The sequence below is a fragment of the Micromonospora sp. ATLC16 genome, assembly GCF_057196645.1.
Map to the genome: position 1 here is coordinate 1 of NZ_JBXUOW010000104.1, position 12,041 is coordinate 12,041.

Sequence of the window (12,041 nt, forward strand, 5' to 3'; positions counted from 1 at the left end):
GGCGATCGCCGCAGGGCCGCGGTGAGCGACGCCCGGTCGACGCCGGCGACCGCTACGTCGACGACGGTCGCGCCCTGCCCGACGAGTGCCGCCCGGACCACACCGGCGAGGTCGGCGCCGGCCGGGGCGGCCGGAGTCAGCAGCAGCCAGGTGCCGGAGAGCGGCGTGGCCCGGGTGTCCGGCAGCGGCGTCCACGTGACGCGGTAGCGCCACGACTCGGCGGTCGCACGGTCGTGCGCCGACCGGCGCCAGGCAACCAGGGCGGGCAGCACGATGGCGAGCGCGTCGCGCTGCACGGGGCCGGTCAGCCCCAGCACCTCGTGCAACGTGTCCAGGTCGCCGCTCTGCACCGCCTGCCAGAGCGCACGCTCGGCGGGCGCCACGGCCTGCGGGACCTCGTCGTCGTGGTCGATCCAGCAGCGTTCCCGCTGCCACGGGTAGGACGGCAGCGGCACCACCGGCGGGACCGTGCCGTACAGCCGGGTCCAGTCGACCGGCAGGCCGGCGCAGTGGAGCGTGGCCAGTTCGCCGAGCAGCGCGGCGCGGCCGGGCTGGTCGCGGTGCAGGGAGCCGACCACCGTGCCAGGCTGGTCGCGGGCGTCGAGCTTCTCGGCGAGGGCGCCGATGAGCATGGGGTGGCCGGAGATCTCGACGAATGTGTCGTGCCCGGTGGCCAGCAGGTGGTCCACGGCACGGTCGAGCAGCACCGGCCGGCGCAGGTTCGTCGCCCAGTAGTCGGCGTCGACAGCGGACCCGTCGATCGGCTGGCCGGTGACGGTCGAGACCAGGGTACGGGCGGTCGGCCCCGGGGTGAGGCCGGCCAGGGCGTCGCGCAGGACGGCCTGCAGCGGCTCCATCTGCGGGCTGTGCGACGCGTAGTCGACGGACTCCAGGACCCGGCAGAAGACGCCCTCGTCGTCCAGGAGGCCGGCCAGCCGCTCCACCGCCGCGGTCTCGCCGGAGATGACCGTCGAGGTGGGGCCGTTCTCGGCCGCCGCCGAGACGAGGCCGTCGTCGAGCCGGGCCAGGATCTTGCGGGTCTCGTCGTAGGACGCCCCGACGACAGCCATCTTGCCCCGGCCGATCACCGTACGGATCACCCGCCCGCGGTGCAGGGCGACCCGCAGGGCGTCGTCCAGGTCGAGGGCACCGGCGACGTGCGCGGCGGCGATCTCGCCGACGCTGTGCCCGACCACCGCGGCCGGCTCGACACCCCAGGACCGCCAGAGGGTGGCGAGGGCGATCTGCAGCGCGCAGGTGGCCGGCTGCACCACACCCGGGTCGGCGAGCCGGGACCGCTCCGGCGCCATGGTGAGCTGCTCGACGAGCGACCAGTCGACGTGCCGGCGCAGCGCGGCGTCGCACCGGTGCAGCGCCTCCCGGAAGACCGGCTCGGCGTCCAGCAGCTCGGCCGCCAGCGGCCACCAGCGGGGGCCCTGCCCGGCGAAGACGAACACCGGCCGAGGACGGCGGCCGCTGGGCCGGACGTCGGCGATCAGCGCGGGGTGGTCGGCCCCGCGGGCGTACGCGGCGAGCGCCTCACTCAGCTCGGCCGCCGATGCGCCCACGCAGGCCAGTCGCTTCGCGTGGTGGGTACGCCGGACCGCCGCGGCCGCGCAGTACGCCGCCACCGTGGATTCGGCCCCGGGCTCGGCGAGCCGGGCCGCGTGCCGGGCGGCCAGCTCACGCAGCGCCGCGTCGGTGGCCGCGGACGCCGTGAGCACCAGGGTGCGGTCGGGTGCCGCCCGTTCGACCGGAGCCGCCGGCGGAGCCTCCTGGAGCACCAGGTGGCAGTTCGTGCCACCGAAGCCGAACGAGCTCACCCCGGCCAGCGCCGGACCGTCGCCGGCCGGCCACGGCTGCGCGACGTCCGCGACGCGCAACGCCAGTTGGTCGAAGGGGACGTGCGGGTTCGGCTCGCGGTAGTGCCGGCTCGCCGGGATGCGGCGATGGCGCAGCATGAGGGCGACCTTGATCAGACCGGCGATGCCGGCCGCGGCCTCGAGGTGACCGATGTTCGACTTCACCGACCCGATCAGGCAGGGTCGCGCGGGGTCGCGGCGCGCGGACACCACGGCGGCGAGCGCCTTGGCCTCGATCGGGTCGCCGAGCAGCGTGCCGGTGCCGTGCGCCTCGACGTAGTGCACGTCGGCGGGGGCGACGCCGGCCCGGGCGTACGCGGCGCGGACGACCGATTCCTGGGCGTGCGGGTTCGGCGCCATCAGCCCGTTGGTCCGGCCGTCCTGGTTGACCGCGCCGCCGCGGATGACGGCGTAGATCGCGTCGCCGTCGCGTATCGCCCGGGCGAGCGGCTTCAGCACCACTACGCCGGCGCCCTCGGCGCGGACGTAGCCGTCGGCGCGCGAGTCGAACGGTTTGCACCGCCCGTCGGCGGCCATCGCGCCGGCCCGGGTGAAGTTGATCGCCAGGGCCGGGGAGAGGATGAGGTTCACCCCGCCGGCGAGGGCGAGGTCGCAGTCGCCCTGCGCGATGCTGGCGCACGCCTGCTGTACGGCGACCAGCGACGAGGAGCAGGCCGTGTCCACGGCGAGGCTCGGCCCACGCAGGTCGAAGAGGTAGGACAGCCGGTTCGCGGCGATGCTGAGGGCGTTGCCGGTACCGGTGTGCGCGTCGATCCGGTCGAGTCGCTTCACCTGCAGGTGCGCGTAGTCGTTGGTGGCGATGCCGACGAAGACCCCGGTGGCGGAGGCGGCGAGGTGCCCGGGCACGATGCCCGCGTCCTCGATCGCCTCCCAGGCAACCTCGGCGAGCAGCCGCTGCTGGGGGTCCATCCGGGCGGCCTCGCGGGGGGAGATCCCGAAGAACGCGGGGTCGAAACCCTGCACGCCGCCGCTGAGGAACGCGCCCCACCGGCTCGCGTCGACGTCCGCGAAGCGCCAGCGGTCGCCGGGCACCTCGGTCACGGCGTCCCGGCCCTCGGTGAGCAGCCGCCAGTACTCCTGCGGCCCGTCGGCCCCGCCGGGGAAGCGGCAGCCGATGCCGATCACCGCGATCGGCTCCGGGCCCTGCGTACCCGGTCGGGCGGGTGCCTGCCCCGCGGTCGCGGGCCCGTCGTCGGCCAGGAAGCCGGCCAGGGCTTCCACGGTCGGGTATTCCCAGGCGAGCGTGGCCGGCAGTGACCGGCCGGACCACTGTTCGAGTTCGCCGATCAGGCCCACCAGGTCCACCGACTGCAGGCCGTAGGTCGCTATCGGGCGCTTCGGGTCGAGTGACTCGGGGTCGAGGCGCAGGCGCGTGGCGAGCTCCCGCACGATCCGTTCCTCCAGCTGTGCCCGGCTCAGGGGTTCGGCCGGCGCGGGTTCCCGGACCGGGCGGGCGGACGCCACGGACGACCGCGCCACCACGGTCAGCGAGCCGGCCAGGTAGGCCTGCTTGCCGGCGTACCGCTGCAGCTTGCCGCTGGAGGTCTTCGGGATGCTGCCCGCCTTGACCAGCACGATGTCGTGGACCTGCAGGCCGTGGTCGGCGGCGACCGCGGCTCGGACGGCGTCGAAGACCTCCCCGGTGTCGAGGTGGGCGGCGCTCCCCTTGATCGCCTGGACCACGACGAGCCGCTCCTCGTCGCCGGAATCCACGGAGAAGGCGATCCCGGCGCTACGGCGCAGTGCCGGGTGGGCATCCTCCACGGTGCGTTCGATGTCCTGCGGGTAGTGGTTGCGGCCGGCGATGATCACGAGGTCCTTGATGCGGCCGGTCACGTAGAGCTGGCCGCCGTCGAGGAAGCCGAGGTCACCGGTACGCAGGAACGGGCCGTCGCCGTCGGCGAGCTGGGCGCCGAGCCGTTCGGCGGTCTCCTCCGGGCGGCCCCAGAAGCCCCGCGCCACGCTCGGTCCGGCCACCCAGATCTCGCCGACCTGGCGGTCCGGAAGCGGCGTCCGCTCGTCGGGGGCGGCGATCACGAGCTGGTGCCCGTCGATGACCGGGCCGCACCCGACGAGGGTGCGGGCGGTGTCCTCGGCCTTGGCCGGTTCGACGCGGTTGCGTTGCAGCGCGTCGGCCCGTACCCGCAGCAGCGAGGGCTCGGACGCCCGCGTGCCACCGGCGACCAGCAGGGACGCCTCGGCCATCCCGTAGCAGGGGTAGAACGCGGTGCGGCGGAAGCCGCTGCTCACGAACGCGTCGGCGAATCGGTCGAGCGTCGCGGCCCGGACCGGCTCCGCACCAGAGAAGGCGACCTGCCAGTTGCTGAGGTCGAGCTCGGCGCGTTCGGCTTCCGGGATCTTCGCGACGCAGAGGTCGAAGGCGAAGTTGGGTCCGCCGGCATGCGTAGCCCGCTGGTCGGCGATGGCGCGCAGCCACCGGACGGGCCGCTTCAGGAAGGCCAGGGGCGACATGAAGGTCACCGGGTACCCCCGGTACGCCGGCTCCAGCAGCCCGCCGATGAGACCCATGTCGTGGTACGGCGGCAGCCAGATCACGCAGCTCGGATCCGGGTCGGCCGGGTCGAAGAACCGTTCGTCGATGGCGGCCAGGTTGGCGAGCAGATTGGCGTGGCTGAGCATGACGCCCTTGGGGCTTCCGGTGGAACCGGACGTGTACTGCAGCAGGGCCAGGTCGTCGCCCCGCACCCCGGGACGCCGCCACTGGTCCGCGCTCGCGTCGTCCACGTCGTCCACCGCCAGCCACGGCAGCGTGCCCGCCTCGGGGGCGAGGGCCGCGAGGTGCCCGGCCAGCCCGGCGTCCGCGGCGGGGGCGAGGACGACCGCGGGAGCGGCGTCCCGGAGCACACCGGCCAGCCGGGGCAGCATCCGGGCGAGCAGACCCGGGTCCGGCGGGTACGCCGGGACCGGCACCACGCCCGCGTAGAGGCAGCCGAAGAAGGCCGCCACGTAGTCGAGCCCGGGCGGGCAGAGGATCAGCGCCCGGTCCCCCTGCGCCGTACGCTCGCGCAACGCGACCGCGATGGCGCGGGCGCGGCGGTCGAGGTCGGCGCCGGTGAGGACCTGCGCGGCACCCTCGCCGTCGAGGAGGAACCGGTAGCAGGGCACGTCGGAACGGCGTTGCAGGACGGTACGGAAGCGGTCGACGAGCGTCTCGTAAGCGGGTGTCGCCATCACACACTCCAGTTCTCGCAGGGGCCGGCGGGCCGCCCCGGTCAGGCCAGGGCGGCGCCCCACAGTCGGGCGCGGTCGAGCTCGCCGTCGGCCAGCGGGCCTTCGGTGGCCGTGACCACGAAGCTCTCCCGGGCGACCACGTCCACCCGGTGGCGGCGCAGCCGCTTCTGGATGCCCTTGGCGGCGGAGCCGGAGAAGAAGCCGGTGCCGGTTACGGTGTCGAAGGTGGCGGCGCGGCCACCAAACCCGGTGGGCAGCTGGTCCAGCCACTCCGCCACGCCCGAGGCGGCCGGGTGGCCGCCCTTCGCCGCAGCCTGCCTGCGCGATGCCGGCCCGGGGAGACCCATGTTGTGCGTGGGCGCGCCGACCAGCAGCAGGTCCACGCCGTCGAGCGCGGGCGCGGCAGCGGCCTCCGCGACAGTGACCTCCGCGCCCGTGGACCGCAGGCCGTCGGCAACCGCGTCGGCGACCCGGGCCGTGTTGCCGAAGCACGACTCGGTGACGATCAGGACCTTCATTGCGACTCCTGGCTGGGGGACGTGGGTTGCGGGGCCTCCGGGGAACGCCGCCGGAGCAGTTCGGCGGCGCCGACGGCGACGAGGATGCCCAGGACGACCAGGGGCAGCCGTGCCAGCTGCGGCGCAACCAGCGCCGCCGCGGCCGCGAGCACCGCCGGCCAAGGCCGGTCGGAGCGTCGGCGCAGCCGGACCGCGACGGTGGCGGAGACGGCCGCCGTCACCCCGAGGGCCGCGTGCCAGCCGGCCTTCGCGCCGTCGCCGGCGAAGAGCTCGTCGCCGGTGGCGGTCAGCAGCAGCGCGAGCGCGATGCCCAGGACCACCTGCAGGTGTACGGCGCCCACGAACGCGCCGAGCATCCGGCTCCCCTGGCGCCTGCCTCGCCGGACCGACACGATCAGCCCGCCGAGGGCGGCGCAGCCGGTGATCAGGACGAGCCAGCTGTTCCAGGCGTGGGTGTGCCGGAGAATTTCGTCGAGCGCGTCCATGGCACCTTCTGCCAGCGAGGGGTGAGCAGCGACGGGAGCGACGGCAGCCGCTCACGGTCGACGACCGTGAGTCCGGGACGCCTCAACCCCGTGGTCCACTTCGGACCGGCGTCCGCGGATGCCAGTTACATCCCCGATGCTGTGACTTTCGGCCGCCCGGAAGGCCGTGTCAACGCGTCCGGATCGCCGGCGGCTTCGCTACGCTTCGTAGCGCTTCGGGTGCGCAATGTTCATTCGCACTGCTCGCACGCATCGTCACCGGGATGCCACAGAGCGCGTGCGCAACGTGCGCGACAAGGTCAACTTCCCGGGGAATCCACCCGCTCGGTGGATCTCGTCCTGACCGAGAAACCGACAGGTTCCGGCCCCATCGTCCGAGGCTCCCGCCGCGACGGATGATCCGGTCCGGCGGAACGGCCACCCCCGGCGGGGCAGGCCGGGACCACCTGCCGAACGACCCTCCTGTGCGGACCTGTGGGCCCTACGGCCACGGGACGCCGGGCGAAATCCTGGACACGCATCCATCGAGCGGGTACAGGAAAAGGGTCATCATGAGACGCACTCAGCCACGGTCGTCCGCCCCCAACGCCGGACGACCGTGATGAACGGCATGTCCAGACCAACTCCCGAGAACGCCGCCGCCCTGGCCGCCGCCCGGCAGGCCGACTCGGTCCGCCGCCGGCAGCGCGTCCTCGACACTCTCCGGCACGTCGCGACTCACGGCGGTGACACCAGCATCAGCGGTGTCGCGCGCATCGCCCGGGTGCACCGCACCTTCATCTACCGTCACCCGGACCTGCTGGCCCAGTTGCGGTCGCTGGATCGGGACGACCGCCCTGAGGGGTGACCGACGACCGTCGTGGCGCACCCGACCCGCGACGCCCCGGACATGGGTGAGCGGACGCCGGCCCGCGAACGGCCGGCGTCTGCCACGAGCCCCGTCGGGGCGGTCAGGTCTGTCCGGTCGTCACCGCGGCCCCGCCCGAGGCGCCGAGCGCCGGCAACGCTGTTCCGGGCGCCTCCCGCAGCCCGAACCGTCCGTGCAGGCGCCTCAGCGGGCCGGGAGCCCACCAGGTGGCCCGCCCACCCAGGCGCATCAGGGCCGGCAGGAGCGCGCCGCGGATCAGGGTCGCGTCCACCAGCACGGCCAGCGGCAGGCCCACGCCGTACGCCTTGATGTAAGTGATGCCGGAGACGGTGAACGCCAGGAAGACGATCGAGATGAGGACCGCGGCCGCCGTGACCATGCGCCCGATGCGTTCCAGCCCGATCGCCACGGCGGCGGTGCCAAAGCAGGTCGATTACGGACCGTTCATCTTCCCTGCACACCGCCTGGCGAAACACAGCGTCATCGCTCTCGTGCGCCACGTGCGCAACATGATCCAGAATGCTCCGGAAAGTCCGTTCGGGGGAACGGTTCATGACCGATGGTTGTCCGCCCGCGACGGATTGTTCGGCATACCGCCTCCCTGTCGGAGCAGTGACAGGCCCCGGCCCCGGCCCCGGCATCGACCATTGATCGACGCCGCGGCCGGCAAGAGGACCAAAGACCCGAGAAGTCACCTCCAGGGGCCCTGGGTGAGTGGCGCAATCGCCGAAAAGGTGAATCACGGTTCCAACGGGCGCAGACATCAAATCCTGCCTCGGCGACACCACCGCGGAACGGAAACCGTCGCAGCCGGGCCGCGATCCCGGCCGGACGGCGAGCCGGGTCCGGTCATTGCGGCCGACGCCGCCGTACCGGCCGCCCAACCGGCCACCGAGCACGTGCCGAGTCAACGTCCCCGGAAAGGAAGTTCGATCGCATGGCAACGGACAACAGCTGCGCCGTCATCGGAAGCGGCCTCTTCGGCATCCTGGCCGTCCGAGAGCTCACCCGCCGAGGGAGTGTTGTGGACTGGTACTCGTCGGACCCCGAACCGGGGGGAATCTGGCAGCCCATGCCGTGGGGCAAGACCCGCGAGAGCACCGAGCTGGTCAATCCGGGAAGGTGCATCGCCCCCGAGTACAGAACGAAACCGACCGTGACCGTCCAGGAGTTCCGTACCCTCCTGAAGGCCTGGTCCGACGAGCGCGCCGACCTTCAGCTGAGACGTTTCCTCACCCAGGTCGACCGTGTCGTGGAGCACGACTCACACGTGGGCGTGACGACCCCCCACGGCGAGACACCGTACGCGTTCGTGGTCGTCGCGACGGGTCACTACGGGGCGCCGCGCATCCCCGCGGACTGGACGGGGGACAACTGCTACCACGCCTCCACCCTCCGGGACCTGTCGGGCATCCAACCCCATCAGTCGGTCCTCGTGGTCGGCGGTGGCCAGAGCGGGGTGGAGGTCTGCGAGGAGATCATCGAGGAGCGGCCCGACATCCGGCTGTCGTGGTGCACCGGGCGCAAGGTGCGACTGATCTCCCGGCACTCACCCCTCGCCATGCTGGGAACGTGCGTGCGCTACTCCACGAGAGGTGAGGCTCCCCGCGGATTCGTGATCACCAAGAGCCCCTCCACGGTTCCGGCCCGCTGCACGATCATGCCGACCCGCGTTCTCCAAGTCGATGGAGAACGCGTGGAGTTCTCCGACGGAAGTGTCGAGAAGTACGACCACATCATCGCCGCGACGGGGTACGCGTCACCGGTCGGCCTCGACTTCCCCGCCGCGGATCCGGGCAGGACCAAGGGTATGCGCCTCTCCCCACACCGTCGTATCGCCGCCCTGAACTATGACGGCGACGGCTGCGGAGGCGCGTCCATGCGTTGTGCCCGCAAGCAGGCCGCCGCGACCGGCCGGCTCTTCGCCGACCTGAGAGGACGGAGCTCTTCGGTGTGACCGGGGAGGCCGCTTTAGCCCTGACGTCGCGTACGGGACCGTTGCCACCGGCGGGGCCCCGGCGTGCTTGTCCGGTCGGGAGCGACAGCGAGCCACGGCGAAGCGACAATTGGCGGCAGCTGCGGCACTTGACCCCCAGGTAGTCCAGTGGCCCAGCTGCATGCTCAAACACGTTTGTCCAGGTCGCACGAAGCATAAACCCCCAGTAGTCCGGTGGCCCAGCGGCATGCTCACGCACGTTTGTCCAGGTCGACTGAATGATAAACCGGCCGAGTAAAGGAGTCGTCGCACCACTGCCCCACCACCATCGGCTTCCGGCGGTCACCGCCGACCGGAACACCGGCGTCTACTGCGGCGGGCGGTCATCTGCCGGGCAAGGCAGGCTTCGCGGCAAACCCGGCACGCCGGTGTGGTCGCACCAACGACCTCGGCGTGCATTCCGCGCTGTGATGGACTCCGACAGTGAGGCGTTGCAGCAGGCCACCGGCGAGGCGCGGTCAGGACGATCGGCTGGTGGCGGTCGTCGGGCCGATCAGATTTCGCCACTGGTCGCGGCCCCCAGTCAGTTTAGGCCGACCATTAGGAGGACGAGCAGGGCAGCGAACGCCACGACGAGCGCGATGGCGTTGAGGGCCATGACTGTTGAAAGTCCGGTCGACTTCTGCCCCGGCCGGCCTAGCGACCCTCGGGCAAAGGTCACCGCCGGCGCCATGTACGCGACGACGGCAACCTCACGAACATCCACCGCGATGTCTGTCTGCGCTCGTCCGGCTTTCCGAGGCAACACGTACGGCACCCATACCTGCACTCGGTGCCAACCCGCCGTGACTGGCACTCGGTGTTCACCCCACCGCGCCACTCCGACGTCAACACCATCGACCAGCACGCGCGGCTTTGTAGCCCGGTAGACGAATGCCGCAGGCGGGTAGGCAAGGCGGATCGTCAGCTTGGCCGTCCTCGCCGAATCACCGACGCCCGGGACCCTCTTGCCTTGACGACGATTGCTACGTTTCGCCAACCGCGATCACCTCACACCTAGCCAGCCTTCCCATGATGCCACCACTTTTTGCTAGCACCTAAGGGACGTCTCGTAACTCCGTCGGCGGTCCATGGTGGATCATTGCGGGGTGCAGGTGATCTCGGCAGCCCGCCAGAAGTGGATCTTCCCGTTCACCGGACTGCAGCCCGTCCAGTTCCGCCGGCTGGTCCGGCTGGTCGCCGAGCGGGGCGGTGACGCGATCGCCGACGGTCGGCCGGGCCGGCAGTGGTCACTTGACCTCGCCGACCGGGTGCTGCTGGTCGCGACCTACTGGCGGACGAACCTGACGATGCGGCAGATCGGTCCCCTGTTCGGGGTGTCCCACTCCGCCGCACACCGGGTCATCGACACCCTCGGCCCGCTGCTCGCCTTGGCTCCGGTACGGCGGCGTCGGGTCGACCAGATCGCCATCGTCGACGGCACCCTGGTCCCGACCCGCGACCACCGCCTCGCCGCCCCGAGCAAGAACTACCGCTACTCAACGAACCTGCAGGTCGCCATCGACGCCCACACCCGTCTCGTCGTCGCCCTGGGCGACCCGCAGCCCGACAACCGCAACGACACCATCGTCTACCGCACCTCCGGCATCGACGCCAAGCTCGCCGGACGGCCGGTCATGGCCGACGGCGCCTACCGCGGCAACCCCGACGTGATCATCCCCTACCGCAAACCCACCAACGGCAGCGAACTACCCGACTGGAAGAAGAACCTGAACAAGCAGCACCGCACCGTCCGAGCCCAGGTCGAACACGCCCTGGCCCGCATGAAGACCTTCAAGATCCTCCGCGACTACCGCCGCGCCGCCCACACATTGACCGACACCGCTTCCGGCATCGCCCACCTCCACAACATCATCCTGCTCGGATGACACCAGCACCGTTGCCAGGCAACGCCTCCACCGAGTTACGAGACGTCCTTTAGGGTGGGAGTCTATCGCCGTTTCGAATACCGCCGCCTGCGATCTCCCTTCATCAATGCGACGAACACGCCCGCGCACACGACCGAACACACACCCATGAAGACTGCCGCGAACTGACTTTTTTGGTCCACGAAAATCCTAATTGATGTAATCCCAAAAATGATGGCAAGACCGGGCAGCAAAATGCGTACCGCACCGCGATGATGCCGCCTATTGTGCGCGGCATTAATACGATGCTCCTCGTCACCGAGATCCTTTGCCAACGGCGTACCGAAGGGCCAGTTGGCCACCCAGATTATTGCAGCCAGACCTGCAATAATCATCAGCACCGTGACGATTGCCACACTTCACCTCCAGAAGCCTGATCAGTCCATCATATTACCGACGGCGTTGGTAAATGGGTCATGGTTTGTTGTAATCCATCCACCTACGGTCGCCGCAGCACGCAACGGAACCCAACGAGTCCCCGCCTCGAGACGACCAAGTCCGTAGTTGATCCCCGTCGCCCCGGTCAACGCTCTCCCTACACGACCCAGCGGAATCCTGCCCACCGACGTTCCCAGCCGGCCATTTCCGAGAGAGATTGACTTCGCGCCGGTCAACGCTTCACCCACGCGGCCCAGCGGAATTCTGATCGAATTTTGTGCTAGAAACTTGGTACCGCCTGAGGCCACACGTGCTCCCGGAATGAACACTAACCCAACATCTGTGGCCAGGCCGACGCCGAGCTTCGCAACGTCCGCCTTGGTCATGTCGCTTCCCGCGAAATCATTCACTCGGTAGGCGGCACTGGTGAGTGCTGCTCCGGCCGCCGCGGCGAGGCAGACACCCGCGGTAGCCACGATGCAGAGGCCAGCCGCCACGATCGCCGCGCCAGTCAGGATCGCATTCTTGTGCTCGACGACCCAATTGCCAGCAGCACTGAGTCCATCCTTGAGCCCCTGCCCGTTGCGGCACCAGAAGCTGGCTTGGCATTCGCGTTGTTTGCGTTCTGCTTCGGCGCGTTCGTTGCTGGCCTGCCGGTATGTTTCGCGTTGTTGTTGGCAGCTGGCTCCGCAGGCCGGGGGGACGTACGTATTCAGCTTGATGTGAGCCGGCGGCCGGTCGTCCAGTTTGGTTGATTGGCTGGCATGATCGTGGTGTGTCGTCCGTCCCGCAGGTCCCGCCCTCGTACGAGGAT

Annotated in this window: 9 protein-coding genes and 1 pseudogene; 3 read left to right on the forward strand and 7 right to left on the reverse strand. The window is 70.7% G+C overall.

Annotation, left to right across the window (positions count from 1 at the left end):
• The 3 genes from AC2CHE_RS25305 to AC2CHE_RS25315 all read right to left on the reverse strand — a co-directional run.
• Positions 1 to 5,075: beta-ketoacyl synthase N-terminal-like domain-containing protein (locus tag AC2CHE_RS25305; protein ID WP_484507350.1), on the reverse strand; the 5,075-nt coding region annotated here is incomplete at its 3' end.
• A 41-nt stretch (positions 5,076 to 5,116) separates the two neighbouring features.
• Complete coding sequence (locus tag AC2CHE_RS25310) at positions 5,117 to 5,593, reverse strand: flavodoxin domain-containing protein (RefSeq protein ID WP_019032758.1); 477 nt, start codon at positions 5,591 to 5,593, stop codon at positions 5,117 to 5,119.
• Positions 5,590 to 6,078 carry a hypothetical protein gene (locus AC2CHE_RS25315; RefSeq protein WP_484507351.1) on the reverse strand — a complete coding sequence of 163 codons (489 nt, stop codon included), beginning with the start codon at positions 6,076 to 6,078 and terminating at the stop codon, positions 5,590 to 5,592. The genes AC2CHE_RS25310 and AC2CHE_RS25315 overlap by 4 nt, the downstream gene beginning before the upstream one ends.
• A 610-nt stretch (positions 6,079 to 6,688) precedes the next feature.
• On the opposite strand from AC2CHE_RS25315, the gene AC2CHE_RS25320 reads away from it, so the two are divergent.
• Entirely contained in the window at positions 6,689 to 6,925 is a 237-nt protein-coding gene (locus AC2CHE_RS25320) for a hypothetical protein (RefSeq protein ID WP_155247000.1), read from the forward strand.
• 103 nt (positions 6,926 to 7,028) lie between these two features.
• On the opposite strand, the gene AC2CHE_RS25325 is transcribed toward AC2CHE_RS25320, so the two are convergent.
• Complete coding sequence (locus AC2CHE_RS25325; RefSeq protein WP_484507352.1) at positions 7,029 to 7,355, reverse strand: MMPL family transporter; 327 nt, start codon at positions 7,353 to 7,355, stop codon at positions 7,029 to 7,031.
• Between the two features lie 528 nt (positions 7,356 to 7,883).
• Between AC2CHE_RS25325 and AC2CHE_RS25330 the strand changes: the two genes are divergently transcribed.
• Positions 7,884 to 8,903 carry an NAD(P)-binding domain-containing protein gene (locus AC2CHE_RS25330; RefSeq protein WP_484507353.1) on the forward strand — a complete coding sequence of 340 codons (1,020 nt, stop codon included), beginning with the start codon at positions 7,884 to 7,886 and terminating at the stop codon, positions 8,901 to 8,903.
• 562 nt (positions 8,904 to 9,465) lie between these two features.
• Here the strand turns inward: AC2CHE_RS25330 and AC2CHE_RS25335 are convergent.
• Positions 9,466 to 9,921, reverse strand: a complete 456-nt coding sequence (locus tag AC2CHE_RS25335; RefSeq protein WP_484507354.1) for a hypothetical protein — start codon at positions 9,919 to 9,921, stop codon at positions 9,466 to 9,468.
• Positions 9,922 to 10,030: 109 nt separating this feature from the next.
• On the opposite strand from AC2CHE_RS25335, the gene AC2CHE_RS25340 reads away from it, so the two are divergent.
• On the forward strand, positions 10,031 to 10,810 hold the full coding sequence (locus tag AC2CHE_RS25340) for a transposase family protein (RefSeq protein WP_484507355.1): 780 nt from the start codon (positions 10,031 to 10,033) through the stop codon (positions 10,808 to 10,810).
• Between the two features lie 62 nt (positions 10,811 to 10,872).
• On the opposite strand, the gene AC2CHE_RS25345 is transcribed toward AC2CHE_RS25340, so the two are convergent.
• Positions 10,873 to 11,205 carry a hypothetical protein gene (locus tag AC2CHE_RS25345; RefSeq protein WP_484507356.1) on the reverse strand — a complete coding sequence of 111 codons (333 nt, stop codon included), beginning with the start codon at positions 11,203 to 11,205 and terminating at the stop codon, positions 10,873 to 10,875.
• A 21-nt stretch (positions 11,206 to 11,226) separates the two neighbouring features.
• Positions 11,227 to 12,041: pseudogene (locus AC2CHE_RS25350) on the reverse strand (hypothetical protein); the annotation flags it as partial.